This is a genomic window from Grimontia sp. AD028, from assembly GCF_000973155.1.
GTDB lineage: Bacteria > Pseudomonadota > Gammaproteobacteria > Enterobacterales > Vibrionaceae > Enterovibrio > Enterovibrio indicus.
The window spans coordinates 12,133-32,566 of sequence record NZ_LASY01000064.1 but is presented as its reverse complement, the minus strand read 5'-3'; the positions used below and the strand labels follow the sequence as shown (position 1 = coordinate 32,566).

Genomic DNA, 20,434 nt, shown 5'->3' with positions numbered 1-20,434 from the left:
TTGGAGGAATCAATATGTCTGGCTATCAACAGGAATACTTGAAAGCGCAAACCGAACCAGAGGCCTTCTGGCGTGAGCAAGCAGAACAATTGGACTGGTTTGAGAAGCCGAAAACCATTCTGGCCAACGATGAAAATGGCATTGAGCGTTGGTTCCCGGATGGTGTGATGAACACCGCCTGGCTGGCATTGGATTACCATTGCGAAAGCGGGCGCGGCGACAAAACCGCGCTGATCTACGACTCCCCAGTCACAGCGAAAAGACAAGCTTACAGCTACTTTGAACTGCGCGACCAAGTGGCAAAAATCGCGGGTATGCTAGCCGGAATGGGCGTTGAGAAAGGCGACCGCGTGGTAATTTACATGCCGATGGTGCCGGAAGCCGCCATGGCGATGCTGGCTTGTGCAAGACTGGGCGCGATTCACTCTGTCGTCTTTGGTGGATTTGCACCTAACGAACTGGCGGTTCGCATTGAAGATGCAGAGCCAAAAGTGCTGATGACGGCCTCTTGCGGTAACGAAGTCAGCAAAGTGATTCCCTATAAACCACTGGTCGATAAAGCCATCATGGACAGTCGCTGGAAGCCTGAAAAAGTGGTGGTGTTACAACGTCCAGAGAGTGCTGCAACGTTAGACCAAGAACGCGATGTGGATTGGCAAACCGCCTATGAAGCGGCGCAGCCCCATGACTGCGTTCCTGTGCTTGCCACCGATCCGCTTTATATCCTTTATACCTCAGGTACCACGGGCAAACCCAAAGGGGTGGTACGTGACAACGGTGGCCATGCAGTCGCCATGAAATACTCCATGAAAGCTGTGTACGACATGCCGCAAGAAGGCGTGTTCTGGGCAGCGTCTGATGTCGGCTGGGTAGTGGGGCATTCCTACATTGTCTATGCGCCGCTTATCCATGGCTGCACAACTATCTTGTTCGAAGGCAAGCCGGTTCGAACACCGGACCCAGGTGCCTTTTGGCGGGTATGCCAAGACTATGCGGTGAATGTTCTTTTCTCCGCACCGACCGCTTTTCGCGCCATCAAGAAAGAAGACCCGGAAGGTAACTACGTCAATGAGTACGATTTAAGTTCGCTGAAATCCATCTTTATGGCAGGTGAAAGGCTCGACCCTCCGACCTACGATTGGGTCGTCGAAAAAACCGAAAAACCCGTGATTGACCATTGGTGGCAAACCGAGACAGGCTGGGCGATTGCTTGTGATCCAATGGGTATTGAAGTGATGCCAGTGAAAGCCGGTTCATCGACCAAGCCAACACCTGGCTATCAAGTCGAAATACTCGATGCACTGGGTAATAGCCTTAAAGCCAACCAGCAAGGTTATGTGGCTCTAAAACGTCCGTTGCCGCCGAGCTGTTTGCCGACGGTATGGCGCAATCACGACCGCTTCGAGACGGGCTACCTTAGCCAATTCCCCGGCTACTATGTATCTGGTGATGGCGGTTACTTAGATGAAGAGGGCTATCTCTTTATCATGGGCCGCATCGATGATGTGATAAACGTCGCCGGGCACCGCCTCTCAACCGGAGAAATGGAAGAGATTGTCGGTGCACACCCTGCTGTGGCTGAATGCGCGGTCATCGGTATTCACGACGAGCTTAAAGGGCAGCTCCCCGTCGGCTTTGTGGTGCTGAAAGACGGCGTCGACATAGCTTCAGACCAATTGGCTGGAGAGCTTGTCGCCAAAGTACGGGAAGAAATAGGCGCAGTGGCTTGCTTCAAGCTGGCCTTGGTTGTCGACAGATTGCCAAAAACACGTTCCGGTAAAATCCTGCGCAGAACCATGCGCCAAATCGCCGATGGCGAGCAATATGTGGTGCCTTCAACGATTGATGATCCGTCGAGCCTGAATGAGATAGAAAGGGTGTTGCAGCGGTAGGATCGGTTGGTCTTGGAATAGGAAGGGAGCCGGTTGGCTCCCTTTTGCTTATGGTCATTGTCACTCAAGCGTTTCAAAGTGAAACTTGTATTCACTGACACCGTCTATGCGAACGCCTTTTTCCCTTAACTCAAGGTACTGCTTCATTTTAATGGTTCTGAAGTCCATTGCCTTCAGCGCAAGGATGATCCGCAGTTCATCCATTGAATGCGATTTTGCCTCAGAGCTGCAGGTACCACAGACAACATGGGTCTTCGGCTTAAAGCCAACCTGATTAAGCCAGTGCAAGTCTTTGGGTTCTTTACGTGTGCCGCAGAAGTAGCATTGATTCTCTTGTTTCAATGCCGCTTGTTCCCTCAATTCCTTCGGACTAGGTGAATTGGCTGATGGGGAATTTTTAGCCTTCTTATTACCACCAAACTTAGAGAACTGAACGACATTAGACATTGGGTTGGCCTTATTAATTGGGGTATACAGCTAGTATTTTGCCAGAAAACGCTCATAATCTCGCGACAAAACACGGGAAGAAAAATGACCATGACTGATTTTCAATATTACTTTCACCAACTGCCTTGTTTTAACTGCAAAAACACCACAGTGAGTACTGATCTTGGTTGGTTAACTTCAGCGATGAAAGACGATGTTGTCGCCCAAATCGCAGCGATTATTGCGCAAGGCAAGGTTGAACCTGATCTTTCAGTGAACGTGACTTGCACAAAAGAAGAAGCGCGTGATTACTTGCTGCTGAACTTCTTTGGCTACTCGGAAGAAGAACTCGCGAATCAAGTTAAAGCGGAAGATGAGCAAGCAGTTGAGGATGAAATCGCAGAGCTTCTTGCTGACGGCAGTGATAAAGCCGCGTTTGAACATGAAGTCGCGCTGCAAAACTGTACGGATTGCGACATCGACTAAGCGCGAAACCTGGCGTTAAGCCAAGTGTGACTGCGTGGCTTATGATGTTCTGAAGAAAAAGGCGCTATCAAACAAGGGTTTGATAGCGCCTTTTTGTTTTTGCGGTGATTGAATCGTTGGCCAAGGCTCAATCACATTCGTCGAGGGACACTGGACCTTGCAGCTCTTTTAGGATCATCTTTTGAATATCGATGCCCAAGCTCATCACGATCAGGCTCCAGTTCAGAAACGGCAATGAACCGTTTGCAATGCCGCGAGCAAAGTTATTGGCATTCCAATTAAACACCTCTGACAGCTTTTCGGTAGTCAGCGCTTCGTAATTGTCGTTATCAATCAAATTGCTGAACTGCCCACTGGTGGGGCACACAAACTTGTCATTAGGCCTGAAAGCCGTCGGTTTAAAATAAGAAAGTACCCTTCTTACGTTAACTTCAACCACTTCACCATTGCTTTGGATATTGGGCTTGCCAGCGAGCGCGCATAAGAAGCACCAGCATGGGTAAGGAATTGTTGAAACGTTGTCAGGTTCGTTCTTATAACGCGCCGTCCACGCATTGATATTCTTTTGCTGGATCCCTGTTACGCTAACCAATTGATTGGAATCATAGCCGTTGTCTTTTAGTAGGTTGATCACTTCGGCCACTTCTGACACCAAAGGCTTGGCCCATCTACTGTATGGAGTAAGTGTTGCTTCTCTGACCATAATTAAATCTTTTATAAACAAACATTTAGTTTGTTTCTATTAAACATTACCCGAGATCATACGTGTTCAGACTGATAAGTCTACTTTTATCGGGATTGGTGACGGAGATGGTTTTCTTTCCAGCTTGTTCAATGACCTTTCAGAAGAAACGGAGTTATCAACAAAAGTGAGAAGAAGCCGACTACCTAAAGTCATGATGGCTTCGAGCGCAGAGCGCTTTAACCGTCTATCTATCTTTGCTTTTTCCACAAAACTGACACCCATCCCGCTTTACATCCGCGCTATAGTCTGATGAGTATTTTTTGACAATCAAAAGTGAGCTGTGCCAGGCGCAGCAGGGCAGGATGCCCAATGATAATCGACCAAACAAACAGGGAAGAAAGTGATATGGCGGTAGAGCAGGGTGTAGTTGAAAGCCTGAATGCGATGTGGGCGACGCCTTATGGTGTGGCAGCGAAATATATCTTTATCTCAGGCATTGTGTTGCAGATTGTTTTATTGATCACGCGATACAAAATGCCTGTGGTAGATGCATTACTGGCGGTGGTTGGGTTCAAGCGCGTTCAGAACCGTGATAAGTGGTTCAATATTTTGCACTTCTCTGTGATTGTCATTCCCCTTGCGTTACTTTCATTGGCAATGTGATTTTTGACAGTGGAGGATTAGTGGTAGTCCTAGATGAAGAGAACATGTCATGGCTTCTTTTCTCGAACGCAAATGATATGTATTTGTCGGTAGTTTGTGGAACTATCGGCGTGTTTACTGTTGAGATTCAATTAACTGATTCTGAAATATCAAGCTACAAATCAATGGGCAGATCATATATCTACCAACTTGCTAATAGTATCCGTTATAAACCAGACTATTTTATGCCTCGGAAAGTGGCTGATTTTGGGAATAAATTTAAAGTTGCTGAAGCGCTATCTGAATGGAGAAATGGATAGTCCTTGACTTCGCTTGCTATAACAAGGTCATGAACGGGACACCTTGCCAATCTCAAAGCGCTCAGGAAGAACGTTAATACACAGGGTTGGTCAGGTTTAGTGCGGGCAAGTGCCCGTAATAACAGCGTTAACTCCCATAAAGGAAAAGGAATTCGAGTATGAGCCATGATTTAGGCTTCTTTTCCATAAAAGAAGGTGCCACAACGGCGGAAGTTAGGGCTGCTTATCTAAGTAGCTGCAAAGGGGCAGCTCCCTCATGGCCGCAGTCAGAGGCGCTTAAGTCATTCATCTCGGCCTTAGAAAATGAATATCCATGCATTGATACTCTCTCCGATGATGAAGTGGATGATAGTCCTTGGTCATGCGGCTTCGATAAAAGTGAAGGTCACATAATCGTGAGCATGGTTTTTAGCCGTGCACCTGAGGTAGGTAATTTCGTCTGGAGCTTGCTCGAACAACATGAACTTATCGTTTTTGACCCTCAAGCAGATAAAGCTTACATAGGTAATAATGAACTTCCAGAGAGTCAGGAAACTAAAAAATGGTGGCAACTCTGGAAGTAAGAGTTAACAAAGTCAGCCAGAAGGACCAAAAAATCGCCGCTTGGCTCTGGTTTTTCGGCCCTTGCTGGCGGCGTTAGGCTGCAAGGAATATGAGTTCGAAATACTTTAGATGCATCTGGGAAGGAGAAGAATCTGATGGGTTCTACTATTCAGAAGTCATCAATGGAGAAATTACCCGTCAGATAGTGGAGATTGATGGAGATTTGAAGTGGTCAACTCTCCTTGAGGAAAAAGATGAATGTTACATGTTCACCGATCAACCTGAAGTTAGAGAAGAAGATATTGAGTATTCAAAAGAGAATCTCGATGGAATTGAACTTACTAGAGAGCAGTTTGAGGAAATATGGTTAGCTTCAAAGCAGTAGTGAGTACATCGCCTAACAAGTACAGTCAGCAGGACAAACCTCCGCTCCGGTTTGTCTATGTTGTAGGCGTTAGCTGCCTTAGGTAAATTGATGAGTAAACGTATCAAGTTAAGTTTCAATTGCCGTCGAATTCCTAGCTTAGATGATGATCTTGCTTTGGTTCACGGAAAGATAAAGAAATTCTTTGGAAATCTACCTGAACCTTGGGCTGCTGAATTTTCTGGTTCGCCCAATACAGCCACAGGGGAGTTAGTGGCTGTTTGCAAGCTAGGGCGCAAAGGTAAGTTTAGTGGCGAAGCATGCTATTCATTAAGAAAGGAAGATTATCTAGGAGATGAATCGGCGTTTGATGATTCCATAAATCTCGACTTTCAAGCCAATGAAGAAGAAATTTACTACTTTGCCAGTAAAATATTTCCTGAATTGGTTTTACTGTTTGAAGCCTATAGAGCTGAACTAACCACTAAAGACCTAGCAAGAAGTGATTGGCGAGAGGTTGTTGCTAGAACAAAAGAAGCGAAAAGAGATATTTATGGGCGCCACGGCGTGTACAGAATCTGGCCCCTATCTTATTACTCTTCTAGCATATTAAATGTGAAACTATCTCCTGTGTATCTAGAGCCAATATTTGAAGGTTATATGTGCAAGGAAGTAGAGATTTATCTAAACAAGGTTTCTGAAAGTTACGGAAAAGTGCTAGCCAGCAGCTAACAAAGCAAAAAGCGTGGATGCTTTGTCACTGTTGCAGCTTTTCAAAGTGCTGTGAATACAAAAAGGATCAAAGTAGTTTTGGGCTGTTTGGTGAGCTCCCGTAATTGTAACGCCACACCTAATTTGGCAGTAGGTTTATGATGGATTATTTACCTAGATTTTTAGCGAGAAAGTTTCATAACCTTATTGATGTTTCTTTTGGCTTGATACTGTTTTGGCTGATTCTTTTCATCGTGATTATCTTTTCTATTTCTAACGCATTCCCAAATTTTTTCTATTTGGTAATTCCTGTTGTTTCAGCAGGTATGGTTGCTTTTGCTGGTTCGATGTCTGCAAAGTTCTATCGTCGTAACCATAAACCATTCATTAGTAGTGACCCAGCTATAGTCAAAGTGACGGCATCCAGCGCCTTTAACCGCTTGTCTATATGGGCATCAATAGTCGTTGAGATTTTATTCTCACTATTAGTCCATGTTATGATCTTTCAAGCTTTGTTTGTTTTAATCGCACCAATTGTTCTGTTTGTATCAGAGTGGGAAACTCTGAATGGGTACTGATCTGCATAACGCGCCACCAATACAATAAGGGAGCCACTCGGCTCCCTTTGCATTTCCTTTCAGCCTGCTTTAAGCAGCTTCCACCTTCACCCTAAAGAAAATCGCATAGAACAGCGGTATCACTACCAATGTCAGGATGGTTGCGAACAGTAGACCAAACATAATGGTCACTGCCATGCTCTTGAAGAAGGGGTCAATCAAGAGCGGAGCAACACCCAAAATGGTGGTGAATGCGCCCAGCAATACCGGACGGGCGCGGCTGAGGGCGGCGTCGATAATCGCAAAGTAGGGCGCTTTACCATCGCGGATTTCCACGTCTGCCTGATCAACCAGAACAATGGCGTTTTTCACCATCATACCAATCAAGCTCAGGAAGCCGAGGATCGCCATAAACTCAAACGGAGTTTGGAACACAATCAATCCGACCGTCACACCTACCACTGCCAGTGGGGCAGTCAGCCAAATCACCAGTGGTTGGCGCAGGGCGTTGAACATAAAGACAACGGCCAGAATCATCGCCGCAAAACCGTAAGGCGCAGAAATTACCAGACCTTCGTTGGCGTCTTTCGAGGCTTTGTATTCCCCGTACCACTTGAGCTCGTAGCCCGCAGGCAGGTCAATGGCTTCAATCTTGTTACGGACATCGTTGAACGCATCGGCAGTCAGCACGCCCGGTGCAGGGTCAGCCTGAACCAGAATGGTTGGTACGCGGTTGATTCGGCGAAGAATCGCATCCTGATACACCACGTCGACTGAATCCACCAACTGGCTTACCGGAATAAAGGTGCCTGTTGCAGGGCTGAATACCTCAGTGTTTTCAATCGCACGCTGGTGGTTGCGTTCGCTTTCAGGCGCGCGCACTACAATCGGGATCAAATCATCGCCTTCGCGATAAACACCCACGTTACGCCCCGTCAGGGTTTGGGCAATCGCCTGGTTAATTTCCTGCGTAGTCAGGCCGAAACGCTGCGCTTCTTCGGAAGAATAAACAGGGCGAAGTACAGGCACTTGCTGACGCCAATCGTCTTGCACCGCAATCAGGTTATCGTCGGCCCACATGATGGCTTTTGCCTGTTCTGCCAGTTGACGCAGCACCGCGCTGTCAGGGCCTTTAAAGCCAGCTTCGATTTTCTTACCGCCGCCACGGCCAAGCATAAACTTCCACACCTTGATAGAAGCATCAGGGTATTTCGCATCCAGTTCGCTTTGCAGTTCGCCGAGAAGTGGGGCGATTTTGGTGTAGTCGTCGATATCAATCAGCAATTGACCATAGCTTGGGTTACGGGCTTCCGGTGCGTAGGTCAGCATAAAGCGAAGGCCACCACCGCCAATGAAGCTGGAGATATTGGTAATGCCTTCTTTGGCTTTCACGTCTTTCTCGATGTCTGCGACCACGGCTTCAGTGCGCTTGATGTCTGAGCCTTGCGGTAAGTAAACATCAACCACGAACTGAGGACGTTGAGATTCCGGCATAAAGCCCGGTGGAACAAATTGCACGCCCCAAATCGCAGCAGCCATTGTACCGAACAGCAGGGCACAACTGATGATGCGGCGTTTCAGCACCCAGGTCAGCAAAGCTTTGTAACCTGTCACCATACGACCCGGTTTCTGATCGGCTTTTGCTGGCAGCACTTTGAGGAAGTCATGGCACAGCATTGGTGTGACGGTAACGGCAAACACCCAGCTCAGGAACATGGAATACAGGATCACCCAAAACAGGGAGCCCGCGTATTCGCCCATGTCTGATGGCGACAAACCAATCGCACTGAATGCACAGATACCGACGACAGTACCGCCAAGCAGAGGCCATTTTGTGGCGTTCACCACGTCTGAAACCACAGCCTTTCGGTCTGCATCCGGTTCTTGCTGCAATCGCACCAAAATACCGTCTGTTACCACGATGGCGTTATCCACCAACATGCCAAGCGCGATGATCAGCGCACCCAGCGAAATACGCTGCATGGCGATATCTTCAATCAGCATGATGCAGAGCGTGCCTGCGACAGTTAGCAGTAGGACAAAGCCGATAATCACACCGGAACGGACGCCCATAAACAGCAACAGCACCACAAATACGATGGCAACCGCGGCAATCAGGTTGTCGATAAAGTTAGCGACAGAATCACGCACCGAATCAGACTGCATGGAGATAACATTCAGCTCCATGCCGAGCGGACGCTGGCTTTCTAGCTCTGCCAGACGCGCTTTGACTGCGTCACCCATATCCACGACGTTACCGCCGGTGACATTCGAGATACCAAAGCCAATCGCACGCTCGCCGTTGTATCGCATCAGCATGGTGGAAGGCTCTTTGTAGCCTCGCACGATGTTGGCGATATCACCCAGACGCAGCACGGTGTTGTTTTCCCCAACCGCAACTTGCAGGTTTTTCAGGTCGGCAACGGAATCAATGCTGGAACTTGGGATCACCGGAATACGCATCGCTAGGGTTTCGATGCTGCCCGCAACCGTCACCAGATTTTGCTTTTGCAGCACCTGGAAGACTTTTTCTGCAGACACGCCAAATTCCGCGAGACGTTCGCTGGAGATCTCAACAAAGATGGTTTCCTGCTGCTCCGCCAAGGTCGCGGTTTTTGCCACACCCGGTACCAGCACGATTTCACGGCGAAGGGTATCGACATAATCCTGCAGCTGCTTATCGCTGAATCCTTCTCCGGTCACGGCAAAGAACAGGGCGTACACATCCGCAAAATCGTCGTTAACAATTGATGGGCCAGCGCCTGGAGGCAACTGTCTTTGGGCGTCTGATACCTTGCGGCGTAGTTTGTCCCATACCTGCTGGAGGTCAGCACTGCTTTTCGCGAACTCGAGTTTGATTTCAACCGTCACCTCAGACATGCCTTGCATGGAGACGGATTTCACCTCTTTGAGTTCCTGGAGCGATTGCACCGCGCCTTCGATAACATCGGTCACTTCGTCAGAAACTTCCTGTGCTGTTGCACCGGAGTACGGAGTGACAATCACCGCCTGACGGATGACAAATTCCGGATCTTCAAAACGACCGAGTTTGAGGTAGCTGATGTAGCCACCAATCAGGGTGAGGGCAATCAGCACCCAAACACTGGTGCGTTTGGCAATGGTATAACGTGCGATATCCATTGTTATGCTCCAGTACGTTCGTCAGTGTAAGGGCGCACTTCCATGCCTTCTCTCACGCTGGAAACGCCCGCGATGATGACGCGTTCGCCAAGGGCCAAGTTCTGTTTCACGACAATGCGGTCTTTGACCAGCGCGCCTATGTCTACATAACGTTTTTCAGCTTTGTTTTCGTGACCGACTACCCAGACGAACTGCTTGCCTTGGTTATCAGGCACCACGGCGGTCAGCGGCAGGGTGATAAGGGTGTTTTCGTCAGTAATAGCATTAGTGTCTGGTATGACTTTCACGGCCATGCCCGGCAAAACGCGGAAGCCATTCACCTGCTCAAGCCCGAGTACGACGGCATAGGTCTGGGAGACTGAATCTGCCTGTGTAGCAAAAGTGCGCAGTGTCAGCGGGAACGCTTGTCCCGGAATCGAAGAAATCTCTGCGATGGCTTTAGTGCGGTTACTACCAGACAACATGACTTGATGAGGAATGTTAATCACCACTTCCAAATCGTTGAGGTCATGCACGGTCAGCACAGGTTCATTGGCTTGAACCTGAATGTGGTTATCCATCATTTTGCGGCCAACAATGCCATCAAACGGTGCGTGAAGTTCGGTGTATTCCAGCTGGCGTTTGGCTTCAGAAACACGGTTCTTTGTGAGATCAAAGCGCGTGGTAATCGCATCTAAATCGGCTTTGGAGATCGCCTGGCTTTTCTTATAAATAGCTTGTGCACGCTCGTATTCCAGTGTGGTGTTTCTCAATTCAAGCTCTGCCGATTCCAAGGCTGTTTTGGCATCGCGAGAATCCAGCGTTGCCAGCAATTGGCCTTTTTTCACTTCATCACCTTCATTGACGAAGATGTTGGTCAGCCGGCCACCAATGCGGAAGGCCATGTCTGCGCGTTCAGCGGCGCGCACCACTCCGTTAAAGCTGAGATCAGCGGCTTGTTGTGTATTGACGATTTCCGTCAGGGCTGGCTGGATGACTGGCGCAGTGACTTGTTCAACCGCTTTCTCGCCACAACCTGACAGAAGAAAAGAAGAGATGATCAAAGTAGCAATCGCGCCGCGCTTGAATGACGGTTTGCCGAACGTGTTGACGACCATGTAGTTCCACTCCACAAAGAGACCGGCCTGCAAAGCCGGTCTGATCAGACAATTTTGGGGTTGGTGTTAAAACCAAAAGTAAACTCTGGAGTTTATCTTAAGCGTGTTTTGTATTGAGGTAAACTCAAAAGTGTACTTTTTGATTCCAACTTGGTAGATTTGTCGCGTTGAGAAAAGGAGAGAGCCCATGACACGCTCAGAGCAAAAGCGCCTGGCGATCATTACTGCAGCCAAAGAAGAGTTTATCCAGCATGGATTTGCTGCTGCGAATATGGACCGCGTCTGCACAACAGCAGAAGTATCAAAGCGCACGCTTTACCGTCATTTTGAAAGCAAGGAAGTGCTGTTTGAATCTGTGCTGACCATCATTCAGTCTTCGATTGATGAAAGCCTAAGATACGAATTTGACGCCGACAAAAGCCTGAGTGAGCAACTCACTATGGTTACGCGAAATGAGGTTGAAAACCTTTATGGCACGTATGGGATTCCTTTCACCCGAACCATCTTGATGGAGTTCTTGCGTCAGCCAGATATGGCTAGCCAAATCATTTCAAAAATCTACAACAATAAATCGCTGAACCATTGGTTTGATGAAGCGCAGAAGGCTGGGAAAATCAAAGCCATCAAACTGGAACTGCTGACTCAGACATACTCAAGCCTGTTTAACGGCATGTTTGTTTGGCCTCAGGTATTCGACATGCAGCCAATTCCAGAAGGGCAAGATCTGGATGAAAAGATTGAGCATGTGGTCAGCGTGGTGGTGGGGAGTTTTGGCGATTAGTTAAATGGGAAAGTTGAGGTATTGAGCCAGTAACCCAATACCTCAAGTCATCGATTATTCTTCTGCCAACATCCAGCGCAATGTCGCGACGGCTTCGTCCTTAGGAAGTGTCAGAATCTCATCATAAAGATCGATGATGATGTCGCAGTAAACTTCCTTGTTTTGGGAGGCCAGCGCCATGTTATCCAGCATATCTATTCCATCACCATATTTTGCCCCCAAAACATAAAACACGCGTTCAATATTCGGCACCACGCTTTCCATGGAAGGGATAGGTTGCTTGGTGGTGGAGGTAACGATGATCTCTTCGAGGGTGTCCATATCACGCTCGATCAGGTCTCGTGGAAACGCACTGATGTCAACGACAGGGCCGTTTGGATCGAGAGCAAGAAACTGATAGCACTGGCCACCACCTAGTGCTTTCAATATATCCATTTTTTCTACCTGAATTGTCATGTACTCAATAATTGAGTCGTCAGATGCGTGAGACAGTCGGGGTTCGACGAATGCATACAGCTCAGTCGCTGTTGCCTGAACCAGTTCGCCATAGTTGGATTTGTCAGTGTTTAAGCTGGCAACGACATCGACCAGACGGTTGTATACCGCGGGATCTTGCTCTTTAATCACTGCATAAATCGGAATGTTTGAAAGGGCAGTATCGACTTCAGCGGTATTACCCCGGGATGCTGAAGTGGCACCACAACCGGCAAGTAGTAAGATAGCGATAAGGCCTGTTAAGGGTTTCCACCAAGATGTGATAGCGCTTTTGAATCTAGCCAAATAAGACGCCATAAAAACTCCTTCTTAGTTACAACGTTTGGTCGACATTTAATCCATGTCTGATTGTTATTACCCACCACTCTAAAGTAGGTAAGTGGCTGAATTTGGATTGAACATGAGACGGTAGTAAAGCTTAGAGTAGTTTGGTCGTCGGAAAGCCCATTTTTCTATTCTAGGTGGCCCGTTTTGATGCCTATTAAGCCTATATCGTCACCTGAATGTTGTCGGTGTTTCGAGAATCAGTATCCGGAGGGAAAACGGCTGTGGAGGTTGTTCAAAGCCGTTAGGTATAAGCCTATTTCTGACACTTGATGAAAATGAAATTAGGGTTCTTGCTTAAGCGCTCGTAGGTTTGCTGACAGGCTTGTTTGATGGCTTCTGAAACCTGTCCTTCCGAAATCTGGGTGATAGATAGCCCCGCACTGGTGATTGCAATGGAAATCTCCACCAGCGGTCTGCGGTAAAACGTCACCTGAACCGGTGTACCGACCGTGTTCCATTCTTCTTGCACTAGCTCGGTATCAAAGTAGTTGCCCGTTGTTGAACACTCGAAGTCAGCAAACGGGTGATGGGTCGAAAACACCATGTATCCGCTAGGCTTTAGCACGCGATAAACGTCGCTGAATAGAGCGGTGAGGTCTTTCAGGTAATGAATGACCAACGGACACACGATAACATCATATTGCCCATCAGCTTCTTTGGGTAAGCCTTCTGATAGGTCCTGAACATACGCCGAAACACGCTGACCAAACTTGTTCTTCACGATGTCGATCATTTCAGCAGAGAAGTCGAGACAGGTGACAGATGCAGCACCTTCACTCAAGAAGAAATCCGCATAAACGCCAGATCCACAGCCTAAATCCAACACTGTTTTCCCTTCAATGCGCTCAAGCATGGCTTGCAGGTTGGGGCGTTCAAACAGCGCGTTGTAGATATTGCCTTGAACTGCTTCGTCATATTGCGGGGCAAATTTTGAATACATGTCGGATTTCATGATTTTTCTCTAAGTACAAACGGAAGGGGAACCCCCGGCATTTTGGAGGGATATCAAAGGAAAGACAAACTGTCTTTACAGGCTTAAACCGAATAAGACCCGCCTTTCCAAACACTTGCAGTTAAAGCCATGTAATGTATAAGGATTATTACGAATCGGTAACCTAAAGGTGAATAAAAATGGGAATGGTTATCATTGACTAATATCATGAAAATTAAGACTTTTTCTGGTTGTTGTTGAATTCAATTTCACTTAGGATGTGGCACATCTTTTGGGATTACCAGCGTTATAAAAGGATCATCACGATGAAAGGTCATCAAGACGTTGTCGTTGAGCTGAATAAGATTCTCACCTCCGAGCTCACCGCAATTAACCAGTACTTCCTCCATGCAAGAATGCTGGGCAATTGGGGTTTTGAAGCGCTCAATAAAGCCGAATACAAAAAGTCCATTCAGGACATGAAACACGCCGATAAGCTTATCGAGCGTATTCTGTTTTTGGAAGGCTTACCAAACCTACAGCATCTGGAACGTCTTCGCATTGGCGAGGAAGTTCAGGAAATGATCGAATGCGACAAAGTGATGTTGGAAGAGCAGTTGATTCAGTTGAAAGAAGCAATTGCCATCTGTGAAGAGAAGCAGGACTACGTCACCCGCGAGTTGCTGAACGACATCCTTGAAGATGAAGAAGAGCATCTGGACTGGATTGAATCTCAACTTGAACTGATTGGCCTGACCGGTCTGCAAAACTACCTGCAAGCGAAAATGGAGAAATAAGCATGAAAGGTAATCAAGAAATCATTGATGGTCTGAACCGCTTGCTGACAAATGAACTGTCTGCGATGGATCAATACTTCGTTCACGCGCGCATGTACGAAGATTGGGGTATGGATGAGCTGTATGAGCGCATCAATCATGAATCTGAAGATGAGCGTGAACACGCATCTATTCTGATCAACCGCATCCTTTTCCTTGAAGGAACGCCTGACGTTCAAACGCGTGAAAAATTGCTGATCGGTGCTGACGTCGAAGAGATGATGCGAAACGATCTGAAATACGAGTACATGGTGGCTGCAGAGCTGCGTACCGTGATTGCGCTGTGTGAAGAAAAGCAGGATTACCAGACTCGCGAAATCCTGTTGAAGCTTCTTGATGATACTGAGTCAGACCATATGTACTGGCTGGAGAAGCAACTTCGCTTGATCAATATGATTGGTCTGCAAAACTACATTCAATCGAAAATGGGCAAATAAGCCGACTCCGACTGAAATCAAAGGCCGCCATCAAAAGCGGCCTTTTTGTTGTCCAAGGTTAAATAGTATTCGTAAACAATGGGCTTAGTTGGCTTTCCATCTTAGGCCTTTGGGGTACTAAATCTATTGTGGACTTTTTAATGAAGAGGAAGCCATTTTGAAAAAAGTTGCTATCGTCACTTTGGATGGCTTTAACGAAATGGATTCGATGATCGCTTTTACAATGCTGAATCGACTTAACAATCTTGGTTTGGTTGCGGAGATTGTTTCAACGCATTCAAATGTCGTTTCAATGAATGGTTTGCGTATTCAGGCTAATCCAACGTTAGAAAGGCTAGAGGAATATGACGGTGTGATATTTGGGAGCAGCAAGCTTTCTAATCAATACGCTGAAAATTCGACCTTTATTTCATCATTTCAACTTGACCCCGATCGCCAATATATAGGTGCACAATGCTCAGGTGTTTTACTGCTTATTGCTAAGGGAATAATTGGAAGCGATGTTTCTATTTCGACAGATTTAAAGACAGAATCTCTGGTGAGTGCTACCGGGCTTTCTTTCTCCTCTTCATCATTTTCCTCTACAAGCAACATCGCCACTGCCGGAGGATGTCTGGCCGCAGAGTATCTTGCGTCTTGGATGGCTCTGAATTTACTAGATATTAATGCCACTCGGAAGATGTTGGCCTCATCTATTCCCAAGGATGAAATGGAGATAAGAATTGACCACACGCTAAACAAAATTCGCGATATTTAGTTGTTCACTCTTACCTCATGCTTTTTAACCAAATATGTATAGTGTTTGCGAAAATTTGTATAGAAAATAAGCGCCGTCTTCATTCCAAAAATAAAAAGGTTTTTAGCGCATAACGTTTTGTTAAATAAGGCTGCTTTCGTTGTTTGAAAAAAACACAGAAAAAACAGAGCAATATGCCTCTTGTTACTTATAGCTCTCTCATTAGGGCGGAGTTCTTAAAATGAGAGGCATTTTTCATATTTGAGTCATCCGACTTTCGCTTCTAGTTTTTACCCAGTGGTAGTAAAGACATACTGAGGCGAAACTATGGCTGAAAATAACATTGTTGGCACTGTCGACAACGATACGATAAGCGGTACGTCTGGCATCGACAATATAGTCGGTGGTTTAGGCGATGATCATATCAGTGCAGGAAGCGGTGATGATGTCATTTTTGGCAACGGGACCTCAGATACTACTGGAGAAACAACGACACATCAGACCACGCTAAACGGCGCGCCGGACAGTACATTGTTCGATGTCCAGCCTGATAGCTCCATCCGGATAACCCTTTCAGATATTCAATCCTCAGCGGGATTTAGAAACAGTCTCGGCTACTACATCATGGACGAAAATGGCTTAGTGCTTTCAGCCGAAGTCGTCATAGATAATGCCAAAGCAGCAGAAGATACAGTTCTAGACATTGCGACCCCTTCTAACGCCGCTACCATCGGTATGTTCCTCATCCCCAACGGTTATAGCCGAGGTTTTGATGTAGGAAGCGTTGAACTGGACTTTTCGTCTTCAAGGCCCACCGTATCGCAAGATGGTGTCACTGTAGAGGTCTTTGTTTCTGATGCGTCATTGAACGATGACGGAGCGGATCACGAGACGTTTGACGGGGAAACGTCTGGCTGGGAAGACATTTGGAGTCTTGGTGACAAAGACTACGACGATGTCACTTTCAATATAGGCGTTACGCAAACAACAACGATAGAGCAGACCGACAACGACACCATCCATGCAGGCAGTGGTAACGATACGGTGTTTGGTGAAGAAGGCAATGACACCATTTTCGGAGGAAATGGTGATGACATTCTAAACGGCGGCAGCGGCAATGATGTTATCGACGGTGGGCGCGGGGCTGATGTCATCCAAGGCGGTACTGGAGATGATGAGCTTTCTGGCGGCCGAGGCAACGATTCCATTTGGGGCGGAGACGGCAACGACGTCTTGCACGGTAACCAAGGCGCAGACTTGCTGCAAGGCGGCAGTGGCGATGATCAACTTTTCGGTGGCAGAGGTGCAGATGAGCTGTATGGTGCCAGCGGAGATGATGTACTAAACGGGAACCGCGGCGCAGACCGTCTGTTCGGCGGAGACGGTGACGACGTCGTGAATGGTGGCCGTGGCAATGACTATGTGAAAGGTGACGCTGGGGACGACACGCTCTCAGGTGGCAGGGGCAGTGATGAATTAAAAGGCGGCATGGGCAACGATGTGTTGCGCGGCAATCAAGGCGCTGATGTGCTCTATGGCGATGACGGTGATGGAGCAACACGTGGGCCAAACCTAATTCTGAATGGTGGATTCGAATCGTACGGTGACGATGCCAGAAGAATGTGGAATCTGGTTGATGACGAAGAGGTTCCAGGTTGGGAAAGCGAGGGCGGTGTAAAAGTTGAACTCCAGCAGGGTGGCTTTGGTGGCGGCCCTGCAAATGATGTGACTAATACGGTAATGGAGTTGGATACACGGTCTAACGTCACTGTCTTTCAGCAGTTGGATGTGTCGGCGCTGGCAGCACAGTCAGATTCTGCGTTTGAAGTGAGCTTTGATCACGCTAACCGGTACAAAGGTGGCAACACGACAACCAGCCCATTCTCAGTGACAGTCACCGACCAAGATGGCGAGGTTCTCTATCATCAGCACTTTGACAATGACCAGTCTAATGAAGCCTACGAATCCTTCAGCAGTTTTTTCTTAGTCCCCGAAGGCACGGAAAATATCAAGATCGCATTCTCAGGCGAAGGCCAATCAGATGGAATTGGCGCGCTGATCGACAATATCTCTCTGGTTCAAGTCTATGAAACGGTTGAGGTTGACGGAGAAACCGTCACCTTTACAGGTAATGCCGACACTCTCTATGGCGGTAACGGAAAAGACGAACTGTATGGTGAGTCTGGTGACGACATACTCCACGGCGGTAACGGTGCTGATATTTTGGACGGTGGCACCGGAGATGATGTGCTTAAAGGCGGCAGAGGTGATGACGTTCTAGAGGGAGGTGTTGGTGAAGACACCTTGTTCGGCGGTCGAGGACAAGACACGCTCAGCGGTGGAGATGGAAACGACGTTCTGAAAGGTGGCAGAGGTGCTGACGTTTTAGATGGTGGGGACGGTGAAGATACCCTATTTGGCGGTAGAGGGAATGATACGTTAAACGGCGGTGAAGGTAATGACTCCTTAAATGGCGGTATCGGCGCTGACACTCTCGATGGCGGGGCTGGTGACGATTCTCTGCTTGGCGGAAGAGGTGCCGATGTACTCAATGGTGGTTTGGGTGATGACAGCCTAAACGGCGGTAGAGGTCGTGACGTCTTACATGGTGGCGATGGCGCAGATTTACTGCACGGCGGCAGAGGCAATGACGAGCTCAATGGCGGCAAAGACAACGATACGCTCAAAGGCGGTAGAGGAAGCGATGTACTGAAAGGCGACTCTGGTGAAGACACTTTATACGGTGGCAGGGGCGCAGATACGCTTTATGGCGGTTCTGACAACGACAAGCTCTATGGTGGATTAGGCGCTGACACGCTTCGCGGTGACAGCGGTGACGATAGGTTACATGCGGGAAATGGCGACGACCTTGCCTACGGCGGGTCGGGCGATGATGTGCTCAACGGTGGTAATGGTGAAGACTCCCTTTACGGTGGTGCGGGGGCGGATGTTCTAAACGGTGGCTCCGGCGCTGACAAGCTATACGGCGGTGATGGCAATGATATCGTCAATGGTGGTAATGGAAGCGACTATGTCAAAGGCGACATCGGTGATGATGTGCTCAATGGCGGCGAAGGTGAAGATACGTTGCGGGGCGGCATTGGTAATGATGTCCTGAACGGCGGTCTTGGTGCTGACATTCTCACGGGGGAAGACGGCAACGATACGCTGAACGGTGGCATGGGCAATGACGTCATGTATGGCGATGAGGGTGATGACACCTTAAACGGCGGCGATGGTTCAGATATCCTGCAAGCTGGCACGGGCGACGATGTCCTCAATGGTGGGGATGGTAACGACGAGCTTTACGGCGCTGAGGGCAATGACGTCCTCAACGGCGGCGACGGCAATGACATCCTGAAAAGTGGTATCGGTAATGACTCCCTCTCAGGTGGTGACGGCAACGACTCCATCTGGGGGGATGATGGTAATGACAACATCCAAGGTGGAGATGGCGACGACCTGGCATACGGTGGTGAAGGAAATGACTTCGTCAAAGGTGGATTAGGTAACGACACCCTCTATGGCAGCGACGGTGACGACATTGTCTGGGGTGATAATGGTAATGACACCCTCTATGGTGGCTCCGGTGCCGATGTGCTGGTTGGTGGCAGCGGCGACGATACCCTGAACGGCGGCGGTGATGATGACATCATGCTTGGCGGTTGGGGTAACGATACGCTCTCAGGTAGTAGCGGCAGCGATATCGTCTACGGCGGCGGTGGCGAGAATAGCCTGGAGCTTGGAAGCGGCAACAATACCGTCGCTTACGACGGCAAAGGTAATGATGCTGTTATAGACTTCAGCGCTCGTGACGACAAAGTGGTGATTTCGCGTTCAACCAATGTGCTGTCATTCGGCGCGCTTGCGATGGCGCAGGTCGGCGTCGATGTGGTTATTACCATGGGCAGCAAAACCCTGACACTCGAAGATACACTGTTGCAAAATCTCTCCGAAGATAACTTTGAATTTGTCAGTGAAGAGGACTTCTCAGCACTACTCAACAATGACGGAGCGCCAACCTTCAGTCAGGAAGGTATCGTGGAGCAGTCTGCCGGTAACTTCCTCGTGACTGGCAACTTGCTGGCAGAAGCCGACACTTCCGGCAATTGGAATATGAAGACGGTCGAGATTGATGGGGCAGTCTACGAAATTCCAGATGGCACATTGGTGATTCAAACTGAACGCGGCGAGCTCACCATTTACGGCTCGGATGATGACCGCCATGCAGAAGGTGAATACGTTTACCAACTGGCATCTGATGCTTCACTGGGCGAAGAGATCGAACACTTTGAACTGAAGCTGGAAAACGACTTCGGCGATACGGCGGACATGTCTTTGGATATCAATGCTGGTGAAAACGTTGATATTTCGCTTGGAGATCTGATGGAAGTCATCGAAGGTTCCGAGCTGAATGACAACCTCAATGGTGGTGATGAAACCAATGAGATTTATGGGTATGCAGGTAATGATGTTCTTGATGGCGGCTTAGGCAACGATCTGATCGCAGGCGGAGCAGGCTCGGATGACATGTATGGTGGCGAAGGATCCGATACGTTTGTGTTCCTGCAAAGCGATGCCTCTGTCGGAACCGTGGATACCATCATGGATTACGAACCAGAGCTTGATGTGCTTGATTTCTCCGATGTACTGGGTGATATCAGTGATGAAGACCTAGGCAGCTACCTCGTTGCGCTGGAAGAAAACGACGATGGGGAAGCCGTGCTTTCAGTCGCTTCCGACGGTGACACGGTGGATCAGCAAGTGGTCTTTGCATCAACATCGATTGAAGACATGGTTCACGCCTTCGGATTGGATAGTGATGCTTCCGGTCAGGATGTCATTAACGCCATGATTGAAGAGAGCAAACTCGTTACGCAATCTTTCTAAATCAAGATTTGAAATCAAACGCCTGGGAGAAATTCCGGGCGTTTTTGTTTGTCATCCTTGCTTAGTGACACAAACAAATCGTTTCCCTGCAGGCAAATTATCCTAGTTTGTCACCCTTCATTGGGCTCGCTAGTCTC

The 20,434-nt window shown here is 48.1% G+C and carries 19 protein-coding genes; 13 read left to right on the top strand and 6 right to left on the bottom strand.

Going from position 1 to position 20,434, the window contains the following annotated elements; translation table 11 throughout:
• Positions 1–14: 14 nt before the first annotated feature.
• Complete coding sequence (locus tag RN22_RS14605; RefSeq protein WP_046305455.1) at positions 15–1,892, top strand: propionyl-CoA synthetase; 1,878 nt, start codon at positions 15–17, stop codon at positions 1,890–1,892.
• A gap of 60 nt (positions 1,893–1,952) precedes the next feature.
• On the opposite strand, the gene RN22_RS14600 is transcribed toward RN22_RS14605, so the two are convergent.
• Entirely contained in the window at positions 1,953–2,339 is a 387-nt protein-coding gene (locus RN22_RS14600; protein ID WP_046305452.1) for a hypothetical protein, read from the bottom strand.
• A 90-nt stretch (positions 2,340–2,429) separates the two neighbouring features.
• Here RN22_RS14600 and RN22_RS14595 point away from each other — a divergent pair, with 90 nt between their 5' ends.
• Positions 2,430–2,804 carry a hypothetical protein gene (locus tag RN22_RS14595; protein WP_046305529.1) on the top strand — a complete coding sequence of 125 codons (375 nt, stop codon included), beginning with the start codon at positions 2,430–2,432 and terminating at the stop codon, positions 2,802–2,804.
• Between the two features lie 127 nt (positions 2,805–2,931).
• Here the strand turns inward: RN22_RS14595 and RN22_RS14590 are convergent, their stop codons facing one another.
• The gene (locus tag RN22_RS14590; RefSeq protein ID WP_046305450.1) at positions 2,932–3,507 is read right to left on the bottom strand and encodes a hypothetical protein; all 576 of its coding nucleotides are present in this window, start codon (positions 3,505–3,507) and stop codon (positions 2,932–2,934) included.
• Between the two features lie 387 nt (positions 3,508–3,894).
• Here RN22_RS14590 and RN22_RS14585 point away from each other — a divergent pair, with 387 nt between their 5' ends.
• The 6 genes from RN22_RS14585 to RN22_RS14560 all read left to right on the top strand — a co-directional run bounded on the left by RN22_RS14585 (position 3,895) and on the right by RN22_RS14560 (position 6,647).
• The gene (locus RN22_RS14585; RefSeq protein ID WP_002535099.1) at positions 3,895–4,152 is read left to right on the top strand and encodes a hypothetical protein; all 258 of its coding nucleotides are present in this window, start codon (positions 3,895–3,897) and stop codon (positions 4,150–4,152) included.
• Positions 4,153–4,196: 44 nt separating this feature from the next.
• Entirely contained in the window at positions 4,197–4,451 is a 255-nt protein-coding gene (locus RN22_RS14580) for a hypothetical protein (protein WP_156168211.1), read from the top strand.
• Between the two features lie 158 nt (positions 4,452–4,609).
• A complete protein-coding gene (locus RN22_RS14575; protein WP_052737547.1) occupies positions 4,610–5,014 on the top strand; it encodes a hypothetical protein in 405 nt (134 codons plus the stop codon).
• 89 nt (positions 5,015–5,103) lie between these two features.
• Entirely contained in the window at positions 5,104–5,379 is a 276-nt protein-coding gene (locus tag RN22_RS14570; protein WP_046305446.1) for a hypothetical protein, read from the top strand.
• A gap of 90 nt (positions 5,380–5,469) precedes the next feature.
• Positions 5,470–6,090 carry a hypothetical protein gene (locus RN22_RS14565; protein ID WP_046305444.1) on the top strand — a complete coding sequence of 207 codons (621 nt, stop codon included), beginning with the start codon at positions 5,470–5,472 and terminating at the stop codon, positions 6,088–6,090.
• A 137-nt stretch (positions 6,091–6,227) separates the two neighbouring features.
• On the top strand, positions 6,228–6,647 hold the full coding sequence (locus RN22_RS14560; protein ID WP_046305441.1) for a hypothetical protein: 420 nt from the start codon (positions 6,228–6,230) through the stop codon (positions 6,645–6,647).
• A gap of 69 nt (positions 6,648–6,716) precedes the next feature.
• Here RN22_RS14560 and RN22_RS14555 read toward each other — a convergent pair whose 3' ends face one another.
• Positions 6,717–9,767: an efflux RND transporter permease subunit gene (locus RN22_RS14555; protein ID WP_046305439.1), complete on the bottom strand. Its 3,051-nt coding sequence runs from the start codon at positions 9,765–9,767 to the stop codon at positions 6,717–6,719.
• A gap of 2 nt (positions 9,768–9,769) precedes the next feature.
• A complete protein-coding gene (locus RN22_RS14550; RefSeq protein ID WP_046305437.1) occupies positions 9,770–10,864 on the bottom strand; it encodes an efflux RND transporter periplasmic adaptor subunit in 1,095 nt (364 codons plus the stop codon).
• A 187-nt stretch (positions 10,865–11,051) separates the two neighbouring features.
• Between RN22_RS14550 and RN22_RS14545 the strand changes: the two genes are divergently transcribed.
• Positions 11,052–11,645: a TetR/AcrR family transcriptional regulator gene (locus tag RN22_RS14545; RefSeq protein ID WP_046305435.1), complete on the top strand. Its 594-nt coding sequence runs from the start codon at positions 11,052–11,054 to the stop codon at positions 11,643–11,645.
• A gap of 54 nt (positions 11,646–11,699) precedes the next feature.
• Here the strand turns inward: RN22_RS14545 and RN22_RS14540 are convergent, their stop codons facing one another.
• Complete coding sequence (locus RN22_RS14540) at positions 11,700–12,437, bottom strand: hypothetical protein (RefSeq protein ID WP_046305433.1); 738 nt, start codon at positions 12,435–12,437, stop codon at positions 11,700–11,702.
• Between the two features lie 283 nt (positions 12,438–12,720).
• On the bottom strand, positions 12,721–13,419 hold the full coding sequence (locus RN22_RS14535; protein ID WP_231590903.1) for a class I SAM-dependent methyltransferase: 699 nt from the start codon (positions 13,417–13,419) through the stop codon (positions 12,721–12,723).
• 305 nt (positions 13,420–13,724) lie between these two features.
• On the opposite strand from RN22_RS14535, the gene bfr (RN22_RS14530) reads away from it, so the two are divergent.
• The 4 genes from bfr (RN22_RS14530) (at position 13,725) to RN22_RS14515 (ending at position 20,297) form a co-directional block, all read left to right on the top strand.
• Entirely contained in the window at positions 13,725–14,195 is a 471-nt protein-coding gene (gene bfr / locus RN22_RS14530) for a bacterioferritin (RefSeq protein WP_002535112.1), read from the top strand.
• 2 nt (positions 14,196–14,197) lie between these two features.
• Positions 14,198–14,671 carry a bacterioferritin gene (gene bfr, locus RN22_RS14525; protein ID WP_046305431.1) on the top strand — a complete coding sequence of 158 codons (474 nt, stop codon included), beginning with the start codon at positions 14,198–14,200 and terminating at the stop codon, positions 14,669–14,671.
• 157 nt (positions 14,672–14,828) lie between these two features.
• Positions 14,829–15,428 carry a DJ-1/PfpI family protein gene (locus RN22_RS14520; protein WP_052737546.1) on the top strand — a complete coding sequence of 200 codons (600 nt, stop codon included), beginning with the start codon at positions 14,829–14,831 and terminating at the stop codon, positions 15,426–15,428.
• A gap of 306 nt (positions 15,429–15,734) precedes the next feature.
• Positions 15,735–20,297, top strand: a complete 4,563-nt coding sequence (locus RN22_RS14515; protein ID WP_046305429.1) for a calcium-binding protein — start codon at positions 15,735–15,737, stop codon at positions 20,295–20,297.
• The last annotated feature ends 137 nt before the right edge of the window (positions 20,298–20,434 follow it).

Bases quoted from the DNA above. Each gene is read 5' to 3' on its own strand.
- RN22_RS14605 (WP_046305455.1), top strand. From the start codon at position 15: ATGTCTGGCTATCAACAGGAATACTTGAAAGCGCAAACCGAACCAGAG.
- RN22_RS14600 (WP_046305452.1), bottom strand. From the start codon at position 2,339: ATGTCTAATGTCGTTCAGTTCTCTAAGTTTGGTGGTAATAAGAAGGCT.
- RN22_RS14595 (WP_046305529.1), top strand. From the start codon at position 2,430: ATGACTGATTTTCAATATTACTTTCACCAACTGCCTTGTTTTAACTGC.
- RN22_RS14590 (WP_046305450.1), bottom strand. From the start codon at position 3,507: ATGGTCAGAGAAGCAACACTTACTCCATACAGTAGATGGGCCAAGCCT.
- RN22_RS14585 (WP_002535099.1), top strand. From the start codon at position 3,895: ATGGCGGTAGAGCAGGGTGTAGTTGAAAGCCTGAATGCGATGTGGGCG.
- RN22_RS14580 (WP_156168211.1), top strand. From the start codon at position 4,197: ATGTCATGGCTTCTTTTCTCGAACGCAAATGATATGTATTTGTCGGTA.
- RN22_RS14575 (WP_052737547.1), top strand. From the start codon at position 4,610: ATGAGCCATGATTTAGGCTTCTTTTCCATAAAAGAAGGTGCCACAACG.
- RN22_RS14570 (WP_046305446.1), top strand. From the start codon at position 5,104: ATGAGTTCGAAATACTTTAGATGCATCTGGGAAGGAGAAGAATCTGAT.
- RN22_RS14565 (WP_046305444.1), top strand. From the start codon at position 5,470: ATGAGTAAACGTATCAAGTTAAGTTTCAATTGCCGTCGAATTCCTAGC.
- RN22_RS14560 (WP_046305441.1), top strand. From the start codon at position 6,228: ATGATGGATTATTTACCTAGATTTTTAGCGAGAAAGTTTCATAACCTT.
- RN22_RS14555 (WP_046305439.1), bottom strand. From the start codon at position 9,767: ATGGATATCGCACGTTATACCATTGCCAAACGCACCAGTGTTTGGGTG.
- RN22_RS14550 (WP_046305437.1), bottom strand. From the start codon at position 10,864: ATGGTCGTCAACACGTTCGGCAAACCGTCATTCAAGCGCGGCGCGATT.
- RN22_RS14545 (WP_046305435.1), top strand. From the start codon at position 11,052: ATGACACGCTCAGAGCAAAAGCGCCTGGCGATCATTACTGCAGCCAAA.
- RN22_RS14540 (WP_046305433.1), bottom strand. From the start codon at position 12,437: ATGGCGTCTTATTTGGCTAGATTCAAAAGCGCTATCACATCTTGGTGG.
- RN22_RS14535 (WP_231590903.1), bottom strand. From the start codon at position 13,419: ATGAAATCCGACATGTATTCAAAATTTGCCCCGCAATATGACGAAGCA.
- bfr (WP_002535112.1), top strand. From the start codon at position 13,725: ATGAAAGGTCATCAAGACGTTGTCGTTGAGCTGAATAAGATTCTCACC.
- bfr (WP_046305431.1), top strand. From the start codon at position 14,198: ATGAAAGGTAATCAAGAAATCATTGATGGTCTGAACCGCTTGCTGACA.
- RN22_RS14515 (WP_046305429.1), top strand. From the start codon at position 15,735: ATGGCTGAAAATAACATTGTTGGCACTGTCGACAACGATACGATAAGC.